This window comes from Labedella phragmitis, assembly GCF_004078635.1.
GTDB classification, from domain to species: Bacteria; Actinomycetota; Actinomycetes; order Actinomycetales; family Microbacteriaceae; genus Labedella; species Labedella phragmitis.
The window spans coordinates 26,586-52,926 of the sequence record NZ_RZNB01000006.1 but is presented as its reverse complement, the minus strand read 5'-3'; the positions used below and the strand labels follow the sequence as shown (position 1 = coordinate 52,926).

Below are 26,341 nucleotides of genomic sequence, written 5' to 3'. Positions count from 1 at the left end.
GTGAAGGGTGTGTCATGGGTGTCTGGCGGAAATGGATCTTCCCGATCCTTCGGATCCTGGTCTTCGCGACCATCGCGATCGCTCTCGTGAAACTCGCGTTCTTCCCCGACACGTCGGACGAGGCGTCTCCCGCCGAACCCACGGGCACCGTCTCCGAATCGGTCGTCACGGTGGAGAAGGGCTCCGTCGTGAACGAGGTCCTCGTCGACGGATCGATCGTCGCCGATCCCGCTGTGGACGCGAAGGCCCCTCTCACCGGCGACATCCTCGAGCTCCGAGTGGGAGCGGGCGCCAAGGTCGCGAAGGGCGACGTCATCGCGGTCGTCCGCAAGGAGATCGTGCAGGAGCCCGTCGTCGACGTGGACGAGGAGACGGGGGAGGAGACCGTCACGGAACGTCCTCCGACCTACCGCACGGAAGAGGTGACGGCGCCGCTCGCCGGAACCGTGAGCTCACTGCCCGTGGTGAAGGGGCAGCTCGTCGAGATCGGCGACCCCGTCGCGAGCGTCGCCCCGCCGTCGTTCAGCGTCACCGGCACGATCGCGCCGGAGGAGCAGTACCGGCTTCAGGAGCGGCCGTCGGAGGCCGCTGTCGAGGTCGTGGGTGGTCCCGGATCGTTCACGTGCACCGGGCTCACGATCACGGTCCCCCTAGCGGGGAGCGCGCCGGAGGGCGGCGAGGAGCTCGGCGACGGGGGCGGCACATCGACGGGCGCGACCGTCCGCTGCGCGGTGCCGGGTGATGTCACCGTCTTCGCGGGTCTCACGGGGACGATCTCGATGCCGGGAGGATCGGTCGAGGACGTCCTCGTGCTGCCCGTCACCGCCGTCAAGGGCAACTCGCAGGCCGGTTCCATCTGGCTGATGGGCGAGGACGGCGCACCGGTCGAGACGGCCGTGGAACTCGGCCTCAACGACGGGTCGTTGGTCGAGGTCAGGGGCGTGGAGGAAGGCGCCTCCGTGCTCGAGTTCATCCCGGTGGACGACGCGACGGACGTCGGTGTCGAAGACGGCTGCATCGAGGAACCCGACGGCTCGGTCTACTGCGACGACGGGACCACGGAGGGATGAGCCTCCTCGAGCTCGACGACGTCACACGTACCGTCCCGATCGCGGACTCCGAAGCGCTGACGATCCTCTCCGGAGTGGACCTGAAGGTGGACGCCGGAGATCGTGTGTCGATCGTCGGCCGGTCGGGATCCGGCAAGTCGACCCTGCTCAACCTCCTCGGGCTGCTCGATCTGCCCACCACGGGTGAACTGCGCTGGGACGGCGTCGACGTGAGGTCCATCCGTTCCGGTCACCGCGATCGGATCCGCGGCCGCGAGATCGGCTTCATCTTCCAGCAGTTCAACCTGCTCGAGGGTCGGACGGCCACGGAGAACGCCGTGCTCCCGCTCCTCTACGCCGACGGGCCGTCGTTCTGGCGTCGCGAGCGGATCGCACGCGACATGCTCGAGAGGGTGGGGCTCGGACACCGCCTCGACTCGCTGCCGAGCAGCCTCTCCGGGGGCGAGCAGCAACGTGTCGCGATCGCTCGCGCTCTCGTCCGCACCCCGCGCGTCATCCTCGCGGACGAGCCGACCGGCGCCCTCGACCTCGAGACGGGCCAATCGGTCATGGACCTCCTCGACGAGATCGTGTCGGAGCAGGGAGCCGCCCTCGTCACGATCACCCATGACCCCGCCATCGCGGCGCGCGGGGACCGGCACCTCCGTCTCGACTCCGGCGTGCTCACCGCGGACGAGGCGACGGCCGCGGCGGCCGCGGTTCATCGAGGGGTGGTGACGTGATGACGCGTTTCCTCACGTCCCTCGTGGGCGCCGTCGCGGAGGCGTGGCAGGAGGTCCGCGTGCACCGCGGCAGGGTGCTCCTGTCGCTCGTCGGCGTCACGGTAGCGGTGAGCGCACTCTCGGCGAGTGTCGCCGTGACGGAGCTCGCGCAGCGCGCGGTCCTCGAGCAGGCGGAGAGCTCGTCCGGCCGGCCCTTCACGATGAGTGCGAACCTCACCCCCGGTGGCACTCCGCCGCCGGGAGCGGCGGACGAGGCGTGGTTCGAGACGCTCGATCGTTTCGACATCTCCTACGCGACGCGGATCGTCAACGATTACGCGCCGGTGCAGTTCCCGGACGGTGTGGCCGACACGTCGATGATCTTCGTCGACGACCCCTACGCGACGCTCCACCGGACCCGCATGGAGCAGGGGTCATGGTTCGCGGTCGGCGACGCCGAGCGTCTCGCTCCGGCCGTCGTCGTGAACGAAGCCTTCTGGGAGCGCATCGGATCGCCGGACCTCGCGACGCACCCCACCGTCACGTCGAGTCGATTCGACGATGCGACCCTCGTCGTGATCGGTGTCTACGCGAGCCCGTCCTGGGACACCGAGCCCGGCCTCATGATGCTCGCGGGATCGGCGGCGACGGCGCTTCCGCCCGGAGCGTTCGACGAACTCATGCCGATGTACGAGATGTGGGTCCCGCCGGCAGCGGGGGAGGAGCTCATGCGACTCGTGCAGAGCGACCTCACTGCGAGACTCGGGAAGGGCGCGACGGTCGACGTCTTCCGGACCGACTACGGAGCGTTCATGGACGATCCGACGGCGGTGTTGCGGATGCTGACGCTCGGCATCGGAGCGGTCATCCTGCTGCTGGGCGCGCTCGGACTCCTGAACATCGCCCTCGTGACGGTGCGGCAGAGGATCAGGGAGATCGGGATCCGGAGATCGATGGGGGCGACATCGAGCAGGGTCTTCTTCTCGGTCCTCATGGAATCGGTCGTGGCGACGGCCGTCGCGGGTGTCGTGGGGGTGATGCTCGCGGTGCTCATCGTCAAGCTGCCCGTCGTCGAGGAGTTCCTCACGCAGGGCATGGTGGCGGACCCTCCGGCGTTCCCGATGAGCGCTGCGGTCTTCGGCCTCGTCGCAGCGACGGCGGTGGGAGCGCTCGCCGGGCTGATCCCCGCGATCGTCGCGGTCAGGGTCAAGCCGATCGACGCGATCCGGATCTGACGACACCTCGGAAACGCAGCGGAAACGTTGGCGGTCTATCGTTCCGACATGACGGCGTTCCTGCTGAGACCCGCGGTGGGGGAGGACGCACGTTTCCTCGCCGACATGCTCGTCGAGGCGGCCAATTGGTCGCCCGGCAGCCATCGCCCCCGCCTCCAGGTCCTCGCCGATCCGGCCCTCTCGCCGTACGTCTCGGGGTGGATGAGACCGGCCGACGCCGGGATCGTCGCGGAGTCGCCGGCCGGGCACCCGATCGGCGCCTGCTGGTTCCGGTTGTTCGACAGTGCGAAGCCCGGTGCGGGCTTCGTGGCCGGCGGTGTCCCGGAGCTCACCCTCGGCGTCGGTCGGCAGTGGCGAGCGCAGGGTGTGGGCCGGGAGCTGCTCCGCGGCGTCTCGGCCATGGCCGGAGCAGCGGGACACGCGCGGCTCTCGTTGAGTGTCGACCACGGCAACTTCGCGCACCGGCTCTACGTGAGCGAGGGCTTCGTCGTCGTGTCGTCGACGGACCACTCCGACACGATGGTCAAGATCCTCCGGTGACGTCCGATCGTCCTGGTGCGGGGCCCGTTCCCCATGAAACCCGAGTCACTCCCGTGTGATGACGGGGGTTCGTCGTACCGTTGGGAACATGGCTACGAGCACCAAGTCGTCTGGAAAAGGCCGCGCATCGACCCGGTCGACGCCGTCGCGCGCCCGAACGAAGACGGTGCCGCTCCCGACCCCGGAGCCCGAGACCGGCCCGAACCTGCTGGTCCGCGGCTGGATGGGGCTCGCGCACCTCGCCGGGGGGGCCGCACGCGCCTTCAGCGCCGACACGCTCGCGAAGGACGAGCGCCGGGATGGCGTGCCCTTCCTCATCGTGCTCCTCGCCGTCGCAGGCATGGCCGTCGAGTGGTTCGGAACCGGCAACGATGTGGCACGGGCGCTCGACGCCTGGACGTTCGGTGCGCTCTTCGGACGGGTGGCCTTCGCTCTGCCCGTGATCATGCTCATGTTGGCGTTCTGGCTGTTCCGACACCCCTCTTCCGTCCACGACAACGGTCGCGTCGGCATCGGCCTGGGTCTGTTCTTGTTCGGCGTCACCGGCATCTGCCACGTCGCGAGTGACCAGCCGAGCCCCGGCGACGGTGGGCTGCCCGCCCTCGCGACGGCCGGAGGCCTGCTCGGCTGGATCGTGGGGTGGCCGCTCGCCGCAGTCATCACGCCGATCGGCGGCATCATCGTGCTGTCGCTCGTCACCCTCCTGAGCCTCTTCATCATCACGAAGACACCGCCCGCCAAGGTGCCGGCGCGGCTGCGTCAGCTGTGGGCGTGGATGTTCGGAACGGAGCACGACGAGCGGCCGAAGGACTCCCGCACGGCGGTCCTCGACGAGGCCGAGCCGGGCGAGGAGTCCCTGCCGTGGTGGCGCAGGAACAAGAGCGGCCGCGAGGACGCCCCGGCCTTCGAGTCCACCGGGGCCGACGACATGACCGAGCTCCTGAGCGGCGGAACCGCTGGCGGCTTCGATTCCCCCGTCGAGCCGGAGACGGCTCCGACCGCCACGACCTCGCACACGGAAGTCCTGGGGGACCTCTCGGCCGCCGAACGCGCCGTCGCCGACTACTCCGGCTCCGTCCCCTCCGCCGTGGGGCTCCACGACGATTCCGTCTCGGGCGACACGGAAGCGCTCCCGGGACTCGGCAGTGTCGCGCTGCGTGGCGACGCTGAGGCGACCCTCGCGAAACCGACGTCACCGGCGCAGCCGTACAGCCTGCCGTCGACCGCGACCCTCGGTGCCGGTTCACCCGCCAAGCAGCGGTCCGCCGCCAACGACGAGGTCGTGCGCGCCATCACGAACGTCCTCGACCAGTTCGGCGTCGACGCCAAGGTCACGGGCTTCTCGCGCGGTCCCACCGTCACCCAGTACGAGATCGAGCTCGGCCCCGGTGTCAAGGTCGAGCGCGTCACGGCGCTCTCGAAGAATCTGGCATACGCCGTCGCCTCCAACGAGGTGCGCATCCTCTCGCCCATCCCCGGTAAGAGCGCGATCGGCATCGAGATCCCTAACTCCGACCGCGAGATCGTCACCCTCGGGGACGTCCTCCGTTCGAACGCCGCGACCTCCAGCACGCACCCGATGACCATCGGCGTCGGCAAGGACGTCGGCGGCGGCTTCGTGGTCGCGAACCTCGCGAAGATGCCCCACCTCCTGGTCGCCGGTTCCACGGGTTCCGGTAAGTCGAGCTTCGTCAACTCGATGATCACGAGCCTGCTCATGCGGGCGAAGCCGACCGACGTGCGCATGGTCCTGATCGACCCCAAGCGCGTCGAGCTCGCGCCCTACTCCGGCGTCCCGCACCTCATCACGCCCATCATCACGAATCCGAAGAAGGCCGCCGAGGCGCTGCAGTGGGTCGTCAAGGAGATGGACATGCGGTACGACGACCTCGCGTCGTTCGGCTTCCGCCACATCGACGACTTCAACAAGGCCGTCGTCAACGACGAGATCGTCCTTCCTGCGGGAAGCGAGCGCGTCCTCAAGCCGTACCCGTACCTGCTCGTCGTCGTCGATGAACTCGCCGACCTCATGATGGTGGCTCCGCGCGACGTCGAGGACTCGATCGTGCGCATCACCCAGCTCGCGCGCGCATCCGGAATCCACCTCGTGCTCGCCACCCAGCGTCCGTCGGTCGACGTCGTCACCGGACTCATCAAGGCGAACGTGCCATCACGACTGGCCTTCGCCGTCACGAGCGTCACGGACTCTCGAGTCATCCTCGACCAGCCCGGCGCCGACAAGCTCATCGGTCAGGGCGACGCGCTCTTCCTCCCCATGGGCGCGTCCAAGGCCGTCCGCGTCCAGGGCGCATGGGTCGCGGAGTCGGAGATCGAGAAGGTCGTCAAGCACGTCACGGCGCAGGCCCGGCCCGAGTACCGGCCGGACGTCGCGCAGGTCGCGGAGAAGAAAGAGGTCGACGCCGATATCGGCGACGATCTCGAGCTCCTGCTCGCGGCGACCGAGCTCGTCGTCTCGACGCAGTTCGGCTCCACGTCGATGTTGCAGCGCAAGCTCCGCGTGGGCTTCGCGAAGGCCGGTCGGCTCATGGACCTCCTCGAATCGCGTGAAGTGGTCGGCCCGTCCGAGGGGTCGAAAGCTCGCGACGTACTCGTGACGGCCGAGCAATTGCCGTCCGTCATGGCACGCATGCGCGGCGAGGATCCGGCCGTGCCGTCGGCGGCACCGTCGGCTGCATCGAGTGCAGCCGCTTCCTCCGCAGTGCCCGCCACGACGGTCCTCGCTGCGACAGGCGATCCGGTCGACGATCAGTTCGCGGGCTATCCTGTGGTCGACGGCGATTCCGACGAGGACGCCTGGGGACTGACCGGGAGGGAGTGACGTCGTGGTCGATGATGCGCTGAGGCCTGGTTCGACGACGCCGAATCTCAATCTGCCGAACGCGATCACCGTCGTCCGGATCCTGCTGGCGCCGGTCTTCCTCTGGCTCCTGTTCGCCGACGCCGGTGCAGAAGGGGGTCTCCGGTGGGCGGCGACGGCGCTCTTCGTCCTCGCGATCGCGACCGACGGCATCGACGGGCACATCGCCCGCAGTCGTAACATCGTCACGGATCTGGGCAAGCTGCTCGACCCCATCGCCGACAAGGTCCTCACAGGGGCCGCCCTCGTCGCGCTGTCGATCCTCTCGGAGCTGCCCTGGTGGATCACCATCGTGATCCTCGTCCGCGAGATCGGGATCACCGTGCACCGCATGGTCGTCCTCTCGGATCACGTCGTCGCCGCTGCCTGGATGGGCAAACTCAAGACAGTGATCCAGGCCATCGCCATCTCGTTCGCCCTCGCACCGCTCGCGCCGCTCGTGGGCGAGTGGATCGTCGTGGTCAACGTCATCCTCATGTCCGCTGCATTCGTCCTCACGGTCGCGAGTGGTGTCGACTACGTCGCCGCCGAGGCGCGCGGGGCGCGTGCAGCCCGCCGCTCGCGGTCGTGAGCACCGACACGGGCGGGCTCATCCGGGCCCTCGCGGCCGCCGGCCACACCGTCGCCGTCGCGGAATCGCTCACGGGCGGCGCCCTGGCCTCGGCCCTGATCGCCACTGCGGGTGCCTCGGCCGTCGTTCGCGGCGGCGTCGTGGCCTACGACACGGAACTGAAGGCGACCGTGCTCGGGGTCGACCGCGACCTGCTCGACCGCGAGGGGCCCGTCCACGCCGAGGTGGCATGCCAGATGGCCGTCGGCGTCCGACGTACCCTCGCGACGGCGGCCGGTCCCGCGTCAATCGGCGTCGCGACGACGGGAGTCGCCGGACCGGCGAGCCAAGGCGGGCGCGCGCCTGGTACGGTCTTCGTCGCTGTCAGCAGCGACGCAGGCCTCCTCGTGCGCGAAGCCGCATTCGGGGGAGACCGGTCATCGATCCGTTGGGCGACGGTCGACCTGGCCCTCGAAATGCTGGGGAATAGCGTGCGTTAATTCGCCGTTACATCCGATGTACACACACGAAAACTCCAGTCGCCAGGGTTAGGGTTTTCGCAATCGACGGGTGTAGTAAGGTTACACATCCGCACCGGCGGGGGTCGTAAGGCCTATACGCAGAAGGGGAGGGTCCAATGGTTCTGGTTCGTCAGGAAATCGGGGACGTCTTGCGGGACTTCCGTCTGCAGAAGGGCCGGACGCTGCGCCAGGTCGCCAGTAAGGCGAGTGTCGCTCTCGGATACTTGAGCGAGGTCGAGCGCGGGCAGAAGGAGGCATCGAGCGAGATCCTCGCGTCTGTCGCCGATGCTCTCGAGACGCCCATCTCGGTCATCATGCGTGAGGTCGGAGACCGGCTCGCGGTGCTCGAGGGGATCGACCCGATCCCCGACACCGTTCCGGAGGACTTCGTCGTCGAGCTCGATGCCGACCTCGTGGCCGGCTGAGCGCCGAATCGTTCGCGTTCCCTCAAAACTCCGGTAGGCGAGTCGCCTGTCCGGAGAGTCGCAGAGCAACATCAGACGTCATGACCCCGTCGAGCGAGAGCTCGGCGGGGTCTCGTCGTCCCTGGCGCGCGTCGGCTGGCCGCGTCACCACTCCGATCCGAGAGGAAGACATGAAACGCAGTGAGTTCGAGATCGCGGTGGTCGATGAATTCGGCGACGGCTACGGTCGTGTTCTCGTGAACGACCTGGCTCTGTCGCGCCTCGGCGGCAGATCCGCACGGGAAGCTCTCGACGCCGGCGTCGAGGTCCGCACGGTCTGGCTCGCTCTGTGCGACGAGACGGACGTCCCCGCCGGTCGCCGTGCGGGCGTGGGTCGGCCCGAGCCCCGGTCTTAGGCCGAATCCATCTTCGACACGCGCGTGTCGAGCCTCGAACATGTGTTCGGGTCCTGCTACCGTCGTACACACGGGTGAGAAGCGTCGGATCTCCACCGTCGTGGATTCACTACCGACCGATGTCGGTGGTGCGATCTAACGTCGAAGACATCAACGCCTCACGCTCCAGCCTTGCCGTAGCGGCAGCCTATAGGCGCACAACGTGAGTGCCGATCGACGAGAACCTACTCGACGAGGAGCGCTTCATTCGCAGAGAGAAGGATCCCATGCCATCACCCGCAGACCGCGAGAAGTCCCTCGAAACGGCTCTCGCCCAGATCGATCGCCAGTTCGGCAAGGGCTCCGTCATGCGCCTCGGAAGCGACGAGCGTGCTCCCGTCGAGGTCGTGCCGACGGGCTCCATCGCCCTCGACGTCGCGCTCGGTATCGGAGGGCTCCCGCGCGGCCGCATCGTCGAGATCTACGGTCCCGAATCGTCGGGTAAGACCACTCTCACTCTGCACGCGATCGCCAACGCCCAGCGTGCGGGTGGAATCGCCGCCTTCATCGACGCGGAGCACGCTCTCGACCCCGAGTACGCCAAGAAGCTCGGCGTCGACATCGACGCCCTTCTGGTCTCGCAGCCCGACACGGGTGAGCAGGCCCTCGAGATCGCGGACATGCTCGTGCGTTCGGGGTCGATCGACCTCATCGTGATCGACTCGGTCGCCGCCCTCGTGCCGCGAGCCGAGATCGAAGGAGAGATGGGCGACTCCCACGTCGGCCTGCAGGCTCGGCTCATGTCGCAGGCTCTCCGCAAGCTCACCGGTGGTCTCAACCAGACCAACACCACGATGATCTTCATCAACCAGCTGCGCGAAAAGATCGGTGTCTTCTTCGGAAGTCCGGAGACGACGGCCGGCGGAAAGGCGCTCAAGTTCTACGCGTCGGTCCGCCTCGACATCCGTCGTATCGAGACGCTCAAGGACGGCACTGAGGCGGTCGGTAACCGTACTCGCGTCAAGGTCGTAAAGAACAAGATGGCGCCGCCCTTCAAGCAGGCCGAGTTCGACATCCTGTACGGCGTCGGAATCTCGCGTGAGGGAAGCCTCATCGACTTCGGTGTCGAGCACACCATCGTGAAGAAGTCCGGTGCCTGGTACACCTACGACGGCGAGCAGCTGGGCCAGGGCAAGGAGAACGCGCGTAACTTCCTGCTCAAGAACCCGGACATCGCCGCCGACATCGAGAGCAAGATCAAGGTGAAGCTCGGCATCGGGGTTCCGAAGGCCGACGAGGCCGCTCCCGACGAGCTGGCGGCACGCCGCGGTGCGTGATTCATCATCCGAGGGCGGCCTCGCTCCCGTCAGATTTCTGCCGGGAGCGGGGCCGTCCTCGGCTGAGGACGGTCGTGCACCGGAGGACCGTCGAGCGGGTGCAGCCGATCGGGTTACCGGGTCGCGTGGCGCCGGAGAGGCGGTCGTGACGGCACTCTCCCGGTCGATCTCCCACGAGGAGGACGACAACGGCAACGCGCCGGAGGTCATCGAGCAGGCCGTCGTCGAACAGAGGGTCCTGCGCGCGTTGTCGCGCAAGGCGCTGAGCGAATCCGAGGTTCGCACGCTCATCGCGGAGAACGGCCTCGACGGGGTCGAGGCGGAGGCACTCGTGGAGCGCTTGATCCATCTGCGTTACGTCGACGACCGTGTCCTCGCCGAGGAATTGCGACGTCGTCTCTCCGAGGTCAAGGGTCAGAGCAAGGCGGCCGTGGCGCGCGCTCTCTCGGCGCGCGGTCTCGAGTCGGACATCGTTGCGGAGACCGTCGCGGAGATCGACGCGGACGACGAGAAAGACGCCGCCCGCGAGCTCGCTGAGAAGCGCGCCCGTCAGCTCCGATCGCTCGACGCTCAGACCATCGAGCGTCGATTGTCCGGATTTCTCGCGCGTCGCGGTTATCCGGGAGGTCTCGTCCGTGAGGTCGTGTCGGAAGTCGTCCGAAAGCGCTCGTCGCCGTCCGGGGGGCCGCGCTTCCGCTGACGGCGAGGCCGCCGTCGGGCGGCTTCCCGTGGCGCCGGATCGCTGCCCGACCGCGTCGTAGACTGACCCCATCATGAGCACGATCAACCCGGACCTTCACACGGCGGTCGACGCGCGAATCGGCGTCGCGACCCACCCGAACCTCATTCCTGGCGGGATCGCCGCGCGGACCGCAAACTCCGGTGGAACGCGCACCTACGAGGTGCGTACATACGGCTGCCAGATGAACGTGCACGATTCCGAACGGCTGAGCGGGTCCCTCGAGGCGGCGGGCTACGTCCGCGCGGAGGGCGTCGAACCCGACGTCGTCGTGATCAACACGTGTGCTGTGCGCGAGAACGCCGACAACAAGCTCTACGGCAATCTGGGTCAGCTCGCGAGCATCAAGCGTCGTCATGAGGGCATGCAGATCGCGGTGGGCGGGTGTCTCGCGCAGAAGGACAAGAACGTCATCCTGCAGAAGGCTCCGTGGGTCGACGTGGTCTTCGGCACCCACAACATGGGGTCGCTCCCGAGTCTGCTCGAGCGGGCACGGCACAACGGTGAGGCGCAGCTCGAGATCCTCGAGTCGCTCGAGACATTCCCCTCCACCCTCCCCACTCGTCGCGAGTCGACGTACAGCGGCTGGGTGTCGATCTCCGTGGGATGCAACAACACGTGCACCTTCTGCATCGTGCCGGCGTTGCGCGGCAAGGAGAAAGACCGACGCCCCGGCGACATCCTCGCGGAAGTTCAAGCGCTCGTGGATGACGGCGCGATCGAGGTGACCCTGCTGGGCCAGAACGTCAATTCCTACGGTGTCGAGTTCGGTGACCGTCAGGCGTTCGGCAAGCTGCTCCGAGCCGTCGGCACGATCGACGGCCTCGAGCGTATCCGGTTCACGAGCCCTCACCCGGCATCGTTCACGGACGACGTCATCGACGCGATGGCGGAGACTCCCGCCGTCATGCCGCAACTGCACATGCCGCTGCAGTCCGGATCGGATCGCATCCTCCGCGCGATGCGCCGCTCTTACCGCAGCGAGCGCTTCCTCGGCATCCTCGAGCGCGTCCGGCGCCGCATTCCGGACGCCGCGATCTCCACCGACATCATCGTCGGCTTCCCCGGCGAGACCGAAGCGGACTTCGCCGAGACCCTCAGGGTGGTCGAAGAGGCGCGGTTCGCCTCGGCGTTCACGTTCCAGTACTCGGTCCGGCCAGGAACGCCGGCCGCCACGATGGGGGAGCAGGTCCCGAAGGCCGTCGTCCAGGAGCGCTACGAGCGACTGACCGCCCTCCAAGACCGGATCAGTCTCGAGGAGAACCAGGGTCAGGTGGGTCGTGACGTCAACGTCCTCGTATCGGCGGGAGACGGCAAGAAGGACGCGGAGAACTCGCGCCTCTCCGGTCGCGCGGAGGACTCTCGACTCGTGCACGTGGCGATTCCCGAGGGCGTCGAGCGCCCCCGGCCGGGCGACATCGTGACCGCGAGAGTCACGTACGCCGCGCCCTGGCACCTCCTCGCCGATGCCGGTGCCGCTCCGCGCGTCCGACGCACTCGCTCGGGCGATGCCTGGGACCGCGCGCAAGCGGACTCCTGCGGCGTCCCGACGCCCGTGAACGCCGCGTCGAGCGGTCCGAGACCGGTGTCCCTCGGGCTGCCGACGCTGCGGGTCGGGCGCGCGGAACCGGCCACGTCGTCCTCCGTCGGGACGGCACCCATCTATCACCCCGACGACGACGAGCGGTGACGGGCGACCGACCGGCGCGTGTCCTCGCGATCGGGGGATCGACCGGGACCGGGAAGAGCGACCTGTCGCTCGCGCTCGCCGAACGGCTCGCCGCGCTGGGCGTGCCCGCGGAGATCATCAACGCCGACGCGATGCAGCTCTACCGGGGGATGGACATCGGCACGGCCAAGGTGACGCAGGAGGAGCGGCGCCGCTTCCCGCACCACCTCTTCGACGTCCTCGACGTGACCGAGGAGGCGTCGGTCGCGCGGTACCAGGAGGAGGTCCGCCGCCTCATTCGTGAAATCGGCGATCGCGGGGCGATCCCCCTCCTCGTGGGCGGATCCGGCCTCTACCTGTCGAGCGTCCTCTTCGATTTCTCCTTCCCCGGCACCGATCCGGGAATCCGGTCGCGACTCGAGGGGGAACTCGAGGAGATCGGCCCGGGAGCGCTCTACGCGCGCCTCGCCGCCGTCGATGCTGATGCGGCTCGACGCATCGGTTCGAGCAACGGTCGCCGCCTCGTGCGCGCGCTCGAGATCGCCGAGCTGACGGGAGATTCCGCAACCGGGCTGTTGCCCGACCAGTCGGCGCGGCCCGAATCGAGCACCATCATCCTGACGGTGCCGCGCGAACGGCTCGTGAGGCGCCTCGACGCTCGTGTCGAGTCGATGTGGCGGAACGGGCTCCTGGAAGAAGTGGAACGGCTGGACGCCGAGGGACTCCGTCGCGGGATCACGGCATCCCGGGCGATCGGATATGCGCAGGCCCTCGCCCAACTGGACGGTGCGATGACCGAGGAGGAGGCCGTCGCGGAAACGCAGCGACTGACGCGTCGTTACGCCCGCCGACAGGTCTCCTGGTTTCGGAGGTACGAGGGAGCGACGGTGCTCGAGGCCGAGGACCCCGCCCTTGTCGACATGGCGCTCGCCGCCGTCCGACCGCTCATCGACGGTGTCACGCAGCCCTAGGATTGAGGCCATGCCCACGACGATCGAGTTCACCAAGGGTCACGGGACGGGAAACGACTTCGTCCTCTATGCGGACCCGGATGGTGAAGCGACACTGACGCCCGCGCAGATCGCGGCGATCTGCGATCGGCACTTCGGTGTCGGTGCCGACGGCGTCATCCGGGCCATCCGGTCGCGGAGCCTTCCCGAGGGTGTCGCACTCCTCGCGGACGCGCCAGAGGCCGAGTGGTTCATGGACTACAGCAACGCCGACGGGTCCGTTGCGGAGATGTGCGGAAACGGCATCCGGGTCTTCGCGCGTTTCCTCGTCGACAACGGCCTCGCCTCGCTCGAGACCGGCGACACACTCACGATCGCGACGCGAGCGGGGGTCAAGGACGTGCAGCGCGGAGTCGACGGCTTCCAGGTCGATCTGGGTCGTTGGCGCCTCGACCGCAGCGACCCGCTCGTGCGCGTGAAGGACGTCGACGTCCCGCGTCCCGGCCTCGGCATCGACGTGGGCAATCCCCACGTCGTCGTCGCCCTCGCCGACGAGGACGAACTCACCTCCGCCGACCTGGCGTACGCTCCACAGCTCGACCCGACCCCCGCGGCCGGAGCGAACGTCGAACTCGTGGTCGCGCACGAGCCGCTCGTGCGCGAGGGCGTCGGCCGCATCAGGATGCGCGTGCACGAACGCGGTTCGGGAGAGACGCTCTCCTGCGGTACGGGCGTCGCGGCCGCGGCGCTCGCGATCCGGCATTGGGCGGGGCGGGGAGCGCCCGACCACTGGCGCGTCGACGTTCCGGGCGGCCGACTCGGCGTCCGCATGTTCGCAGCGGAGGACGGCGAACACGTCGCGCTGTCCGGTCCGGCAGAACTCGTCTACACGGGGACCCTCGACCTCGCGTAGTCGTCCGATCGGGCGTTCCGACGGGGGAGGAGCAGCTACTCCGACTCGGTCGACGCTCCGGGTCGGCGACGGACCTTCAGTACCCGGTAACCCTTTCCCGTGGCTGCCCGGAGGACGCTGAAGCCGTCCGGCAGGCTCGTGTCGAGCCACCGGTGGAGGCTGTCCGATCCGAGGTTGCGCTGAACGACCAGATAGCCGTCGGATCCGGGCTGCAGCCGGGGGACCCACCTTTCCAGGATCGCGTGGAGCTCGCTCTTCCCGACCCGGATGGGCGGGTTCGACCAAATCGTGCGGAAGCGGACCTCGTCGGGGACGTCGTCCGGCAGGACGGCACGCACGTTGCTCAGTCCGAGGGACTCGGCATTCCGGCGGACCAGTTCGAGCGCGCGCTCGTTGACATCGACGGCCCACACGGTCGCACGGGGCGACTCGATCGCCAGCGTCAGCGCGATCGGGCCCCAGCCGCAGCCGATGTCGAGGAAGTCCCCGCCGGGTGGCGGAGCGGGCACCTCGGACAGGAGAACCGCGGTGCCCACGTCGATGCGGTCGGGGCTGAAGATCCCGTTGCCGGTCTGCAGCTTCCGGGGTGCTCCCGCGAGCGTCACGGAGAGCGGGCGCAAGCCCATCTCACTATCCGGCGAGGGAGTGAAATAGTGGTCGCCAGGCATAGACGTACGGTACAGGAGAGCCAGAGAGTAGGGTTAACCGGATGAACGAGACCCCCGTGGACGCCACCGATGACGACGACGCCGTCGAGCGGGTGCTGGCGAACGCCGGGCGCCCCTCGGCCGGTTACTCCGTGTTCGGTTCAGGCCGCGCGCAGGCTCTGCAAGCGGACGAGACGACCGGCTTCGACAGTGGCGACGGCGAGCAGTTCGACCGCGAGGATCGGCAGGCGCTCCGCCGCGTCGGTGGTCTCTCGACGGAGCTCGAGGACGTCACCGAGGTCGAGTACCGACAGTTGCGCCTGGAGAACGTCGTCCTGATCGGCGTGTATTCGCAGGGCTCTCTTCAGGACGCGGAGAACTCGCTCCGTGAACTCGCGGCACTCGCGGAGACCGCCGGTGCCGTCGTCCTCGACGGCGTGCTCCAGCGGCGGCCCCATCCGGATCCCAGCACCTACTTCGGGCGCGGTAAGGCCGACGAGCTCCGTGCGATCGTCGCATCGCTCGGAGCCGACACCGTGATCGCCGATACCGAGCTCGCGCCGAGCCAGCGGCGAGCTCTCGAGGACGTCGTCAAGGTCAAGGTCATCGACCGCACGGCCGTGATCCTCGACATCTTCAGCCAGCACGCCAAGAGCCGCGAGGGCAAGGCGCAAGTCGAGCTCGCGCAACTCGAGTACCTGCTCCCACGGCTCCGCGGCTGGGGCGAGTCGATGTCGCGCCAGGCCGGTGGTCAGGTCGGCGGCGCAGGTGCCGGAATGGGATCCCGTGGACCGGGTGAGACGAAGATCGAACTCGACCGTCGTCGCATCAACACCCGCATGGCGAAGCTTCGGGCTCAGCTCAAGGGCTTCGCTCCAGCCCGCGAGGCGAAGCGAGCGAACCGCAAGCGCAACGAGGTGCCGAGCGTCGCGATCGCGGGCTACACCAACGCGGGCAAGTCGAGTCTCCTCAATCGCATCACTCGTGCCGGCGTCCTCGTCGAGAACGCTCTCTTCGCGACGCTCGACGCGACCGTGCGCCGTACGCGCACCGAGGACGGTCGCACCTACACGCTCGCCGACACCGTCGGGTTCGTGCGGAACCTCCCGCACCAGTTGGTCGAGGCGTTCCGGTCGACGCTCGAGGAGGTCGCGGACTCCGACGTCATCGTGCACGTCGTGGACGCCTCCCACCCGGACCCTGCGTCGCAGATCGCAACCGTCCGCGACGTCATCGGCGACGTCGGAGGTCGTGACATCACCGAGATCGTCGTCTTCAACAAGAGCGACCTCGTCTCGGAGGACGACCGACTGATCCTGCGCGGACTCGAACCGAGCGGCATCTTCGCGTCCGCCCGCACGGGCGAGGGCATCCAGGAGATCCTCGACCGGATCGCCGACGCCCTGCCGCGACCGAGCGTCATAATCGAGGCACTTGTCCCCTACGACCGCGGTGAGCTCATCTCGATGCTCCACCGTCGCGCTCAAGTGACCTCCATCGACTACACCGAGGAAGGCACGCGGGTCGAGGCGCTCGTGAGCGAGGAGATCGCCGCTCAGCTGGGCGACTTCGTGACGGCTCGACGGGCGAACACCGCCGACGAGGTCGCCGAGGTCTAACGGCCGGCGACCGCCGTCGTCAGACGGAGCGAAGGACGGCGACGACCTTGCCGAGGACCTCGGCCTGATCCCCGAGGATCGGCTCGAAGTTCGAGTTGCGGGGGAGGAGCCACGTGTGCCCGTCGCGCTGACGGAACACCTTCACCGTGGCCTCGCCGTCGAGCATGGCGGCGACGATGTCGCCGTTCTCCGCCGTGCGCTGCGCGCGGATGACGACCCAGTCGCCGTCGCAGATCGCGGCGTCGATCATCGAGTCGCCCGACACGTTGAGCATGAAGAGGTCGCCCTTGCCCACGAGCTGACGGGGCAGGGGGAACACCTCCTCGACGTGCTGCTCGGCGGTGATGGGGACGCCGGCCGCGATGCGCCCCACGAGCGGGACCATCGCGGCATCACCGACGGGAGTGGAGTTCTCGTAGTCGAGGGACTCCGACGCCGCCGACGGGAGTTCGATGAGGATCTCGAGTGCACGCGGGCGGTTGGGGTCGCGCCGGAGATATCCGGACAGTTCGAGCTGGTTGAGCTGATGGGTGACGCTCGAGAGCGAGGCGAGGCCGACGGCGTCACCGATCTCGCGCATGCTCGGCGGATAACCGCGCTGGCTGACGGAGCGCTGGATGACGTCCAGGATGGCGAGCTGCTTCTCGCTGAGGCTCTTGCGACGCCTCGTGCCCTTGCCACCGACGGCATTGTCCCCGACGACGGAGTCCGCCCTGCGGGTGCCCCTCGTGCCGCCCGTGTCGTCGCTCATCCTGCCCGCCGTTTCCGCCACGCGACCCAATGTCGGTGGCTCGTGATCTGCTGTCTCTCGACATCGAAACTGTATCCACGGTTCACCTCCCAGGCAAACGTCTGTTCGAGTGTGTCGCGGAATCGGTGGTGATATCGTCCGAACATCGCCTTGCGTGTTCGAACATTCGAAGATATATTCGGAACAGAGATTCGCTTCGAGGCCTCCCGGCCGAGGACTCGGAGCGGACTCGCTTCCTTCCGAAGCAGTACCTCCCACGCTCACCAGACCGGCGAGGTGCTTCACATCACGAGGAGAGCAACATGAGTGCAGTGATCCACATGCCGCGGATCGAATCGCCGCGGGCCTTCGCACGTGCGGCGGGTGCCGCGTCGGGTCGACGGACGGCGACGCCGTCGAGTAGACCGCGCCTCCGGATCACGCGTCGTGGTCGGCTCGTCCTCACGTCGCTCGTGGTGTCGCCCTTGATCGCTCTCGGGATCGTCGCCGGCGTGAACGCCACGTCCGCCATCGCCACGTCGGAGGGTGCCGGTTCGAGCGCGTCCGTCGTCGAGTTCGAGTACCTCACGATCAACGCCGGGGAATCCCTGTGGCAGGTCGCCGAGCGGATCGCACCCGCGTCCGATCCGCGTGACGTCATCGCGGAGATCGTCTCCCTCAACCAGCTGACGTCGTCCGCGGTCGAGCCGGGGCAGCGCCTCGCCATCCCGAGCGCCTATTCCGGCTCATAGCGGCGGCTCGTAGCTTCGACTCGTAAGAGCGGTACGGTCGACTGTGGTCGCTGAGGGGCCGTCGTGCGATGCGGACGGTTCTCGCGGGAACCCGGACGATCGGTAGGCTCGATAGGTGACCTCCCTCGACGACCTTCCCGTCCGCGCCGACCTGCGCGGCAAGTCTCCGTACGGCGCTCCGCAGAAGTCGGTGCCCGTCGCGTTGAACGTCAACGAGAACACGCATCAGATCCCCGAGGCGGTCGCGCACGACATCGTGCAGTCCCTGGCAGTTGCCGTCCTCGGAGCCAATCGCTACCCGGACCGGGAGTTCGCCGTTCTGCGCGACTCGCTCGCCGGTTACCTCAACCGCGGATTACCGGAGGAGCAAGCACTCACCGCATCGAACCTCTGGGCGGCCAACGGCTCGAACGAGGTCCTCCAGCAGGTGCTCCAGGCCTTCGGCGGGCCGGGGCGCTCCCTCCTCAGTTTCGATCCCACTTACTCCATGTACCCCTTGCTCGCCGATGGCACGGGTACTCGGTGGATCGGTGAATCGCGCGACGCGGACTTCGAGTTGTCTCCGGAGACGGCGGCGGTGGCGGTGAAGCGGCACGACCCCGATCTCGTCTTCCTGTGCTCGCCCAACAACCCGACGGGTACTCCGCTGTCGCTCGACACCGTCGAGGCGGTCTACGACGCGACTCGCGGAATCGTCGTCGTCGACGAGGCCTACGCGGAGTTCGCTCCGGACGGCACGCCGAGCGCGCTCACGCTGCTTCCCGGTCGAGAGCGGCTGCTCATCTCGCGGACGATGAGCAAGGCCTTCGCGTTCGCCGGTGTCCGCCTCGGTTACCTCGCGGCTGCCCCGGCCGTCACCGACGCGCTGCGGCTCGTGAGGCTGCCCTACCACCTGTCGGCTCTCACGCAAGCAGCGGCTGTTGCGGCACTCCGCCACAGCGAGGAGATGCTCGCGATGGTCGACGACATCCGGGGCCAGCGTGACCGCATCGTCACGCGGCTCGCCGAACTCGGCTACCGCCCCTACCGGACGGAGAGCAACTTCGTCCTCTTCGGGGGAGTGCGCGATCCGCACGCCGTCTTCGAGGCGTTGCTCGAGCAGGGCATCCTCGTGCGCGACCTCGCCATCGAGGGGTGCTTGCGCGTGTCGGCGGGCACGGAGGCCGAGACCACCGCGTTCCTCGATGCCCTCGCGGAACTAGACTCGACGGTATGAGTAGCGGCAACCGTGTCGCCCGCATCCAGCGGGAGACCTCCGAGTCCTCGATCGATCTCCGTCTCGACCTCGACGGTACCGGGGTGAGCGACATCCAGACGAGCGTCCCGTTCCTCGACCACATGCTCACGGCGTTCGCGAAGCACTCGCTGACGGACCTCACGATCCGGGCCTCCGGCGACGTCGAGATCGACGTGCACCACACCGTGGAAGACACCGGCATCGTGCTCGGTCAGGCCATCCGGGAGGCGCTCGGCTCGAAGGCCGGTATCTCGCGGTACGGCGACGCTCACGTTCCCCTCGACGAGGCGCTCGCCCGCGCGGTCGTCGACATCTCCGGACGACCGTACCTCGTGCACGACGGCGAGCCGGCCGGTTTCGAGATGCACCTGATCGGTGGGCACTTCACGGGATCGATGGTGCGTCACATCTTCGAGGCCATCACGATCCACGCGGCGCTCACCGTGCACCTCACGGTTTTGAGCGGCCGCGATCCGCACCACATCGCCGAAGCCGAGTTCAAGGCGTTCGCGCGCGCGTTCCGGCACGCCAAGGCACTCGACCCGCTCGTCGTCGGCGTGCCGTCGACGAAGGGAGCGCTGTGAGCATCCGTCGTCCTCAGGTCGTCGTCTTCGATTACGGGTCGGGCAACGTGCACTCCGCCGTGAAGGCGCTCGAGCGCGCGGGGGCCGACGTGGAACTCACCTCGGACCGGAAAGCCGCTCTCGAGGCCGACGGGCTCGTGGTCCCGGGCGTCGGAGCGTTTGCGGCAGTCATGGAGTCGCTCGAGGCCGCCAGGGGAGGCGAACTCGTCGACAAGCGACTCGCGGGAGGACGACCCGTGCTCGGCATCTGCGTCGGGATGCAGGTGCTCTTCGAGCGCGGCGTCGAGCGTGGCGTCGAGGCTGAAGGGCTCGGGGAGTGGCCGGGCACCGTGGAGGAGCTCCAGGCTCCCGTTCTGCCGCACATGGGGTGGAACACCGTGGAGCCCGACGCCGGGAGCATCCTGTTCGACGGCATCGAGGACGAGCGGTTCTACTTCGTGCACTCGTACGCGGCGTCCGACTGGTCGCTGCAGGTCGAGCCGCCGTTCCCGCAGCCCCGTCTCACGTGGGCGACCCACGGTGGGCGCTTCCTCGCCGCCGTCGAGAACGGGCCGCTCTCCGCGACACAGTTCCACCCCGAGAAGTCGGGTGAGGCCGGGATCCGTCTCCTGTCCAATTGGCTCACGTCGCTCGGTTCTGACTAGGATCGTGTGCGGCCGCGAGCGGTCGTCTCCAACCCGATCGAGGACACACAATGAGCGAGTTCAACCAGTCCCCTGACCTCGTGCTGCTTCCGGCCGTCGACATCGCCGGCGGCAAGGCCGTCCGTCTGACGCAGGGCGAGGCCGGCACAGAGACCAACTACGGCGACCCCGTCGACGCGGCGACCGACTGGGCCAAGCAGGGCGCGGAGTGGATCCACCTCGTCGACCTCGATGCGGCCTTCGGGCGCGGCAACAACGCCGCGGTGATCCGGCGCGTCATCAAGCAGGTCCGGGGCGTCAACGTCGAACTCTCCGGCGGCATCCGCGATGACGCGTCTCTCGAAGCCGCGCTCGCGAGCGGTGCGAAGCGCATCAACCTCGGCACCGCGGCCCTCGAGAACCCCGAATGGGCCGCCAACGTCATCGGTCAGTACGGCGAGGCCGTCGCCGTCGGGCTCGACGTCCGCGGCACGACGCTCGCGGCGCGCGGCTGGACGCAGGAGGGCGGCGACCTCTGGACCGTCCTCGACCGCCTCGAGCAGGCCGGTTGCGCTCGCTACGTCGTCACCGACGTCACGAAGGACGGCACCTTGCGCGGCCCCAACATCGAGCTGCTGGAGCAGGTGCTGAGCCGCACCGACCGACCCGTCATCGCGTCGGGCGGCATCTCGAGCCTCGACGACATCGCCGCACTGCGGGGTCTCGTCCCACAGGGACTCGAAGGGGCGATCGTCGGCAAGGCTCTGTACGCCGGTGCCTTCACGCTCGCCGAGGCACTGGATGTCGCCGGAGACTGATCCTGCGGACTCCGCAGGTCGCCCCTGGGCGAACCGGTCTTTCGGCCACCACGACACGGCGCACGCGAATGACGACGGCTCGGCGCCGCCCGAACTCCTCGACGTCCTGACCCGCTTCCACGCCGGCTCGGCGACCCAGCGAGACGTCGTCGAGGTGTTCCGCTCCGCTCGCTTCCTCATCCCGCTCGTCGCGGAGGCCGGAGGAGTGGAGGAGAACGCCGACGGTCTACGCGTGGAGAAGACGCAGGAACTGTCGATCGTCTCGGTCGCCGGCCCCGACGGCCGGGCCGTCCTCCCGGTGTTCTCGTCCGTCGCGGCCATGGCGTCGTGGAACGCGACAGCACGGCCCGTCCCCGCCGACGGCACGCGTGTGGCGCTGGCCGCCGCGTCCGAGAACACCGAACTCGTCGTCGTCGATCCGGGCAGTGAGACCGAATTCGTGCTCCGTCGGCCGGCCCTCTGGTCTGTCGCCCGCGCCGAGAGCTGGACCGCGGCTCCCGACGATCCCGAGGTGTACGCGGCGTTCGACGCCTCGATCTCCACCGAACTCGGGGTCATCGCCGTGAGCGTCCGCCACGGCGACCCGGACGCGCGCTTGCGTGGGCCCGAGGTGCAGGTCGTGCTCGAACTCGTTTCCGGTCTGACGCGCACGGAGCTCGATCAGATCCTCGAGCGCCTCGCGCGCCGCTGGGCGGCGGACGAGGTCATCGCGACGCGCGTCGACTCGCTCGCGGTGAAGCTCACAGCCTCGGAGTGAGGCCGACCCGTCGAGCGGTCAGCTGACCGGACCCGTCCACTTCTCGCCCGGCCCCTGGCCGATCGCGTCGGGGACCGTCGACGCCTCGCGGAACGCGAGTTGCAGCGAGCGGAGGCCGTCGCGCAGGCTGCGCGCGTGCATGTCGCTGACCTCGGGGGCCGCCGCCGTGATGAGTCCGGCAAGGGCGTTGATGAGCTTGCGTGCCTCGTCGAGATCCTGTTGGGTCTCCGGGTCGTCGGCGAGACCGCATTTGACCGCCGCGGCGCTCATGAGGTGGACGGCCGTGGTGGTGATGACCTCGACGGCCGCGACGTCCGCGATGTCGCGCGTGACGTCGGCGACCGTGGCGTCCGACGCGTCGTCCTCGAAACGGATGGATCCGGACTCGCTGTTGCTCACTGCATTCCTCTGTTAGACTGCTTCGGGCTCCGGGACATCTGTCCCGGTACGAAAGTGGATGAACTCCCACCCGCGCTTGACCGATAACAGGTTACCGGGTCGTTGCACTCCGCCGGACGCCGGCTCCTTCGGGAATCGGATGTCCGGTCGACAACCAGCCTGTGGACCGTGGTGCTCTGCATCACGGGAAGCGGTGTCGTTGGTTCCGGGTGCGGTGCCGAGTACGACGTGTCGTGCTCGGGTGTGTGCTTTTCTCCTTTCGCCTCGCCGGACGACCGTTCCGCGAGTGGCCGGAAGTCTCTAGAAGAGGAGCCACGCATCAGCGATCCCCGTACCAATGACCGTATCCGCGTCCCCGAAGTCCGCCTCGTCGGTCCGAGTGGAGAGCAGGTGGGCGTCGTGAAGATCGAGGTGGCCCTGCGTCTCGCGCAGGAAGCCGACCTGGATCTCGTCGAGGTCGCACCCAACTCGAAGCCGCCTGTGGCCAAGATCATGGATTACGGCAAGTTCAAGTACGAGGCTGCGCAGAAGGCCAAGGAGGCCCGGCGCAACCAGGCGAACACGATCCTCAAGGAGGTTCGTTTCCGCCTCAAGATCGACGGACACGACTACGAGACCAAGCGCAAGCGCGCCGAGGGATTCCTCCAGGCCGGCGACAAGGTCAAAGCGATGATCCTGTTCCGTGGACGCGAGCAGTCGCGCCCGGAGCTCGGTGTGCGTCTGCTTCAGAAGTTTGCGGAGGACGTTGCCGAATACGGCACCGTCGAGTCCACCCCGACGATCGACGGACGAAACATGGTCATGATCATCGGTCCGCTCAAGAACAAGTCCGAGGCCAAAGCAGAGGCCAACGCACAACGCGCCGCGAACAAGGCGGCTAAGCAGGAGGAAAAGAATGCCTAAGCAGAAGACGCACTCCGGTGCCAAGAAGCGATTCAAGGTCACCGGCAGCGGCAAGATCATGAAGCAGCAGGCGGGCATGCGCCACAACCTCGAGGTCAAGTCGGGCAAGCGCAAGCGCAGCCTGAACCGTGACGAGGTCGTCGCCCCTCAGGACCGCAAGGTCATCAAGAAGCTCCTCGGCATCTGATCCGCCGACCACGAACGCAAGGAAGACTTAAGAAATGGCAAGAGTAAAGAGGGCCGTCAACGCCCACAAGAAGCGTCGCGTCATCCTCGAGCGCGCTGAGGGCTACCGCGGCCAGCGTTCGCGCCTGTACCGCAAGGCCAAGGAGCAGGTCACCCACTCCCTGACCTACTCGTACCGCGACCGCCGTGCCCGTAAGGGTGACTTCCGCCGCCTGTGGATCCAGCGCATCAATGCTGCGTCCCGCGCCAACGGCCTCACGTACAACCGCCTCATCCAGGGTCTCGGCCTCGCCGGCATCGAGGTCGACCGTCGCATCCTCGCCGAACTCGCCGTGAACGAGCCCGCCACGTTCGCCGCTCTCGTGAAGAGCGCGAAGGCTGCCCTGCCCGCCGACACGTCGGCCCCGAAGGGCGAGAACGCCGCGTAATCGCGTCGACTGCATCATGACCGGACCGGTCGGGGGATTCCCCGGCCGGTCCGTCGTTTCGTCGGGGACGCGACGAGTCGCCGCCCTAGACTGGCGAGGTGATCGACAACCCGCGTTCGCCCCGTGTTCGAGCCGTCGCGAAACTGGCGAAGCGCTCCGCTCGCCAGGAGAGCGGTCTCTTCCTCCTCGAGGGACCGCAGGCCCTCGGTGAAGCGCTGACGTGGAAGCCGGACCTCGTCCTCGAGTTCTTCGCCACGCCGACTGCTCTCGAACGCTACCCGACGGTCGCGACGGCCGCGGCCGAGGAGGGCCTCGAGGTGGAGTTCGTCACCGAGGACGTGCTCGCGGCTCTCGCCGATACGGTGACTCCGCAAGGCGTCGTCGCGGTCTGCAAGCAGTTCCCCACCGCACTGAAGGACGTGTTCGCGGAACCTCCACGCCTGATCGCCGTGCTCGAAGAGGTGCGCGACCCGGGCAATCTCGGCACCATCATTCGAGCAGCCGACTCCGCCGGTGCCGACGCCGTCATCCTGACCGGTCGCTCCGTCGACCTCTACAACCCGAAGGTCGTCCGGTCGACCACGGGTTCGCTCTTCCACCTCCCCGTCGCGGTGGACGCCGACCTCGCCGACGTCGTCGGCCGTTCGCGTGCAGCCGGGATGCGAGTTCTCGCCGCCGATGTGAAGGGGGAGAGCCTCCTCGATGTGCGGCGCGACGGCGTGCTCGGGGAGCCGACCGCGTGGGTGTTCGGCAACGAGGCGCGTGGCCTCGAGGACGAGATGCTCGGTCTCGCCGATCGTGCCGTGACGGTGCCGATCTTCGGTCACGCCGAGTCGATGAACCTCGCGACCGCAGCGTCCGTCTGCCTCTACGAGAGCGCGTTCGCCCAGCGCTCCTGACCGTCGCCCACAGGCCCATCATGACGTCACGAATGGGTAACGGTGACTCCCCGCAATGCGGAGGTAACACACGCTCACATACCGTGGAGGCATGGAGCAGCGATACATGCCGGAGACGACGTCCATTCCGACGGCGAAACTCGGTGAACCCCTCGTCGTCATCGAGGGCGTCAACAAGCACTACGGCGAGCTCCACGTCCTGAAGGACATCACGACGACCGTCACCCGCGGCGAGGTCGTCGTCGTGATCGGGCCGAGCGGGTCGGGCAAGTCAACGTTGTGCCGCGCGATCAACCGTCTCGAGACGATCGACTCCGGGTCGATCACGATCGACGGCAAGAAGCTCCCGGAGGAGGGGGCCGCTCTCGCGACCCTGCGGGCCGACGTCGGAATGGTGTTCCAGTCGTTCAACCTCTTCGCCCACAAGACGGTTCTCGAGAACGTCACCCTCGCGCCCATCAAGGTCAAGAAGATGTCGAAGAAGGATGCGACGGACCGCGCGATGGCTCTCCTCGAGCGCGTCGGTGTCGCGAACCAGGCGAACAAGATGCCGGCCCAGCTCTCGGGCGGTCAGCAGCAGCGTGTCGCGATCGCCCGGTCGCTCGCGATGAGCCCCAAGCTCATCCTCATGGACGAGCCCACGAGTGCGCTCGACCCGGAGATGATCAACGAGGTCCTCGATGTCATGGTCGGTCTTGCGAAAGAGGGGATGACGATGATCGTCGTGACCCACGAGATGGGATTCGCGCGGAAGGCGGCCGACCGGGTGCTCTTCATGGCCGATGGCCAACTCGTCGAGCAGGCGAAGCCCGAGGAGTTCTTCTCGAATCCCACGTCCGAGCGCGCCCAGGACTTCCTTTCGAAGATCCTCAATCACTGACGGGCGAGGCATCCGCCTCGCTCGGGTGATCCCCACAGCCTCATCGCTTCGGCGACAGGGAAACACAGCAGCAGTACAACCAAGAAGAGGGATATCTCATGATGCGCAAGAAGCTCTCCCTGGTGGCCCTCGCGGCCGCCAGCGCGTTCGCGCTCGCCGCGTGCGGCGGTTCGAGTGATTCGGCCAACCCGGGAACCGAGGTGGAGGAATCGCCCGAGTTCGCTGAAGGAAGCACCATGGCCGAGCTCGCCGAGGCCGGCTCCATCACGATCGGCACGAAGTTCGACCAGCCCCTGTTCGGTCTCGTCGGCCCCGACGGCACGCCCGTCGGCTTCGACGTCGAGATCGGCAAGATCATCGCCGCGAAGCTCGGTATCGCGGCAGAGGACATCGAGTGGACCGAGACGGTCTCGGCCAACCGTGAGCCGTTCATCGAGAACGGTCAGGTCGACATCGTCATCGCGACGTACACGATCAACGACGAGCGCAAGGAAGTCATCTCCTTCGCAGGCCCCTACTACGAGGCCGGTCAGTCCATCCTCACTCTCGAGGACAACGAGGACATCGAGAGCGAGGACGACCTCGTCGGTCAGCCCGTCTGCTCCGTCTCCGGGTCGACCCCTGCCGACAATCTCGCCGAACTCGGAGCAGAGGTCGTCCTGACCGACACGTACGCAAACTGCCTCGAGCCGCTGCGCACGGGCCAGGTCGTCGCGGTCAGCACCGACAACGTCATCCTCGCGGGCCTCGCTGCCCAGAACGAGGGCGAGTTCAAGGTCGTCGGCGAACCGTTCACGCAGGAGCCCTACGGCATCGGCCTCGCGAAGGACGACACCGAGTTCCGCAACTGGATCAACGACGTCCTCGAGGAGTCCTACGAGGACGGCTCGTACGAGCAGGCATGGGAAGACACGGCCGGCGCCGTGCTCCCGTACGTCGAGCCGCCGACAGTCAACCGCTACGAGGACTGACCCCGT

The 26,341-nt window shown here is 67.8% G+C and carries 30 protein-coding genes; 27 read left to right on the top strand and 3 right to left on the bottom strand.

Going from position 1 to position 26,341, the window contains the following annotated elements:
• Positions 1-14: 14 nt before the first annotated feature.
• The 14 genes from ELQ90_RS13660 to dapF all read left to right on the top strand — a co-directional run bounded on the left by ELQ90_RS13660 (position 15) and on the right by dapF (position 13,902).
• The gene (locus tag ELQ90_RS13660; protein WP_128495846.1) at positions 15-1,070 is read left to right on the top strand and encodes an efflux RND transporter periplasmic adaptor subunit; all 1,056 of its coding nucleotides are present in this window, start codon (positions 15-17) and stop codon (positions 1,068-1,070) included.
• Positions 1,067-1,792, top strand: coding sequence for an ABC transporter ATP-binding protein (locus ELQ90_RS13655; RefSeq protein WP_128495845.1), 726 nt, complete (start codon positions 1,067-1,069; stop codon positions 1,790-1,792). Before ELQ90_RS13660 ends, ELQ90_RS13655 begins: the two co-directional genes overlap by 4 nt.
• Positions 1,792-3,006: an ABC transporter permease gene (locus tag ELQ90_RS13650; protein WP_128495844.1), complete on the top strand. Its 1,215-nt coding sequence runs from the start codon at positions 1,792-1,794 to the stop codon at positions 3,004-3,006. The genes ELQ90_RS13655 and ELQ90_RS13650 overlap by 1 nt, the downstream gene beginning before the upstream one ends.
• Positions 3,007-3,054: 48 nt before the next feature.
• The gene (locus tag ELQ90_RS13645) at positions 3,055-3,546 is read left to right on the top strand and encodes a GNAT family N-acetyltransferase (protein ID WP_128495843.1); all 492 of its coding nucleotides are present in this window, start codon (positions 3,055-3,057) and stop codon (positions 3,544-3,546) included.
• 88 nt (positions 3,547-3,634) lie between these two features.
• Complete coding sequence (locus ELQ90_RS13640; RefSeq protein ID WP_128495842.1) at positions 3,635-6,385, top strand: FtsK/SpoIIIE family DNA translocase; 2,751 nt, start codon at positions 3,635-3,637, stop codon at positions 6,383-6,385.
• A 4-nt stretch (positions 6,386-6,389) separates the two neighbouring features.
• Positions 6,390-6,995: a CDP-diacylglycerol--glycerol-3-phosphate 3-phosphatidyltransferase gene (gene pgsA, locus ELQ90_RS13635; RefSeq protein WP_243696187.1), complete on the top strand. Its 606-nt coding sequence runs from the start codon at positions 6,390-6,392 to the stop codon at positions 6,993-6,995.
• Positions 6,992-7,474, top strand: coding sequence for a CinA family protein (locus ELQ90_RS13630; RefSeq protein ID WP_128495841.1), 483 nt, complete (start codon positions 6,992-6,994; stop codon positions 7,472-7,474). Before pgsA ends, ELQ90_RS13630 begins: the two co-directional genes overlap by 4 nt.
• A 137-nt stretch (positions 7,475-7,611) precedes the next feature.
• Positions 7,612-7,920: a helix-turn-helix domain-containing protein gene (locus ELQ90_RS13625; protein ID WP_128495840.1), complete on the top strand. Its 309-nt coding sequence runs from the start codon at positions 7,612-7,614 to the stop codon at positions 7,918-7,920.
• A gap of 170 nt (positions 7,921-8,090) precedes the next feature.
• Complete coding sequence (locus tag ELQ90_RS13620) at positions 8,091-8,315, top strand: DUF3046 domain-containing protein (protein ID WP_128495839.1); 225 nt, start codon at positions 8,091-8,093, stop codon at positions 8,313-8,315.
• Between the two features lie 266 nt (positions 8,316-8,581).
• Complete coding sequence (gene recA / locus ELQ90_RS13615; protein ID WP_128495838.1) at positions 8,582-9,631, top strand: recombinase RecA; 1,050 nt, start codon at positions 8,582-8,584, stop codon at positions 9,629-9,631.
• A gap of 145 nt (positions 9,632-9,776) precedes the next feature.
• Positions 9,777-10,331, top strand: a complete 555-nt coding sequence (locus ELQ90_RS13610) for a regulatory protein RecX (RefSeq protein WP_166409067.1) — start codon at positions 9,777-9,779, stop codon at positions 10,329-10,331.
• A 73-nt stretch (positions 10,332-10,404) separates the two neighbouring features.
• Positions 10,405-12,060, top strand: a complete 1,656-nt coding sequence (gene miaB, locus ELQ90_RS13605; RefSeq protein ID WP_128495836.1) for a tRNA (N6-isopentenyl adenosine(37)-C2)-methylthiotransferase MiaB — start codon at positions 10,405-10,407, stop codon at positions 12,058-12,060.
• On the top strand, positions 12,057-13,010 hold the full coding sequence (miaA, locus tag ELQ90_RS13600; RefSeq protein ID WP_128495835.1) for a tRNA (adenosine(37)-N6)-dimethylallyltransferase MiaA: 954 nt from the start codon (positions 12,057-12,059) through the stop codon (positions 13,008-13,010). Before miaB ends, miaA begins: the two co-directional genes overlap by 4 nt.
• A 10-nt stretch (positions 13,011-13,020) precedes the next feature.
• On the top strand, positions 13,021-13,902 hold the full coding sequence (gene dapF / locus ELQ90_RS13595) for a diaminopimelate epimerase (protein ID WP_128495834.1): 882 nt from the start codon (positions 13,021-13,023) through the stop codon (positions 13,900-13,902).
• Between the two features lie 35 nt (positions 13,903-13,937).
• Here dapF and ELQ90_RS13590 read toward each other — a convergent pair whose 3' ends face one another.
• Entirely contained in the window at positions 13,938-14,570 is a 633-nt protein-coding gene (locus ELQ90_RS13590; RefSeq protein ID WP_166409065.1) for a class I SAM-dependent methyltransferase, read from the bottom strand.
• Positions 14,571-14,611: 41 nt separating this feature from the next.
• Here ELQ90_RS13590 and hflX point away from each other — a divergent pair, with 41 nt between their 5' ends.
• Complete coding sequence (hflX, locus tag ELQ90_RS13585; protein WP_128495833.1) at positions 14,612-16,168, top strand: GTPase HflX; 1,557 nt, start codon at positions 14,612-14,614, stop codon at positions 16,166-16,168.
• 19 nt (positions 16,169-16,187) lie between these two features.
• On the opposite strand, the gene lexA is transcribed toward hflX, so the two are convergent.
• Positions 16,188-16,919 (bottom strand): transcriptional repressor LexA, encoded by a 732-nt coding sequence (gene lexA / locus ELQ90_RS13580; protein WP_128495832.1) that lies wholly within the window; start codon positions 16,917-16,919, stop codon positions 16,188-16,190.
• Positions 16,920-17,221: 302 nt separating this feature from the next.
• Between lexA and ELQ90_RS13575 the strand changes: the two genes are divergently transcribed.
• The 6 genes from ELQ90_RS13575 to ELQ90_RS13550 all read left to right on the top strand — a co-directional run bounded on the left by ELQ90_RS13575 (position 17,222) and on the right by ELQ90_RS13550 (position 21,669).
• Complete coding sequence (locus ELQ90_RS13575) at positions 17,222-17,650, top strand: LysM peptidoglycan-binding domain-containing protein (protein WP_243696186.1); 429 nt, start codon at positions 17,222-17,224, stop codon at positions 17,648-17,650.
• A gap of 115 nt (positions 17,651-17,765) precedes the next feature.
• Positions 17,766-18,866, top strand: coding sequence for a histidinol-phosphate transaminase (locus ELQ90_RS13570; RefSeq protein ID WP_128495831.1), 1,101 nt, complete (start codon positions 17,766-17,768; stop codon positions 18,864-18,866).
• Entirely contained in the window at positions 18,863-19,471 is a 609-nt protein-coding gene (gene hisB, locus ELQ90_RS13565) for an imidazoleglycerol-phosphate dehydratase HisB (protein ID WP_128495830.1), read from the top strand. The genes ELQ90_RS13570 and hisB overlap by 4 nt, the downstream gene beginning before the upstream one ends.
• A gap of 2 nt (positions 19,472-19,473) precedes the next feature.
• Positions 19,474-20,115, top strand: coding sequence for an imidazole glycerol phosphate synthase subunit HisH (hisH, locus tag ELQ90_RS13560; protein ID WP_128495990.1), 642 nt, complete (start codon positions 19,474-19,476; stop codon positions 20,113-20,115).
• Between the two features lie 50 nt (positions 20,116-20,165).
• A complete protein-coding gene (gene priA / locus ELQ90_RS13555) occupies positions 20,166-20,912 on the top strand; it encodes a bifunctional 1-(5-phosphoribosyl)-5-((5-phosphoribosylamino)methylideneamino)imidazole-4-carboxamide isomerase/phosphoribosylanthranilate isomerase PriA (protein WP_128495829.1) in 747 nt (248 codons plus the stop codon).
• A complete protein-coding gene (locus ELQ90_RS13550) occupies positions 20,896-21,669 on the top strand; it encodes an SseB family protein (protein WP_128495828.1) in 774 nt (257 codons plus the stop codon). The genes priA and ELQ90_RS13550 overlap by 17 nt, the downstream gene beginning before the upstream one ends.
• An 18-nt stretch (positions 21,670-21,687) precedes the next feature.
• Here ELQ90_RS13550 and ELQ90_RS13545 read toward each other — a convergent pair whose 3' ends face one another.
• The gene (locus tag ELQ90_RS13545) at positions 21,688-22,044 is read right to left on the bottom strand and encodes a DUF1844 domain-containing protein (RefSeq protein ID WP_128495989.1); all 357 of its coding nucleotides are present in this window, start codon (positions 22,042-22,044) and stop codon (positions 21,688-21,690) included.
• Between the two features lie 342 nt (positions 22,045-22,386).
• On the opposite strand from ELQ90_RS13545, the gene infC reads away from it, so the two are divergent.
• From infC to ELQ90_RS13515, 6 genes are all read left to right on the top strand, one after another.
• On the top strand, positions 22,387-22,971 hold the full coding sequence (gene infC / locus ELQ90_RS13540) for a translation initiation factor IF-3 (RefSeq protein WP_128495988.1): 585 nt from the start codon (positions 22,387-22,389) through the stop codon (positions 22,969-22,971).
• Entirely contained in the window at positions 22,964-23,158 is a 195-nt protein-coding gene (gene rpmI, locus ELQ90_RS13535) for a 50S ribosomal protein L35 (RefSeq protein ID WP_128495827.1), read from the top strand. Before infC ends, rpmI begins: the two co-directional genes overlap by 8 nt.
• 34 nt (positions 23,159-23,192) lie before the next feature.
• Entirely contained in the window at positions 23,193-23,585 is a 393-nt protein-coding gene (gene rplT / locus ELQ90_RS13530; protein ID WP_128495826.1) for a 50S ribosomal protein L20, read from the top strand.
• A 98-nt stretch (positions 23,586-23,683) separates the two neighbouring features.
• Positions 23,684-24,484 (top strand): TrmH family RNA methyltransferase, encoded by an 801-nt coding sequence (locus ELQ90_RS13525; RefSeq protein ID WP_128495825.1) that lies wholly within the window; start codon positions 23,684-23,686, stop codon positions 24,482-24,484.
• Between the two features lie 106 nt (positions 24,485-24,590).
• Complete coding sequence (locus ELQ90_RS13520) at positions 24,591-25,364, top strand: amino acid ABC transporter ATP-binding protein (RefSeq protein ID WP_128495987.1); 774 nt, start codon at positions 24,591-24,593, stop codon at positions 25,362-25,364.
• A 98-nt stretch (positions 25,365-25,462) separates the two neighbouring features.
• On the top strand, positions 25,463-26,335 hold the full coding sequence (locus ELQ90_RS13515; protein WP_128495824.1) for a glutamate ABC transporter substrate-binding protein: 873 nt from the start codon (positions 25,463-25,465) through the stop codon (positions 26,333-26,335).
• The last annotated feature ends 6 nt before the right edge of the window (positions 26,336-26,341 follow it).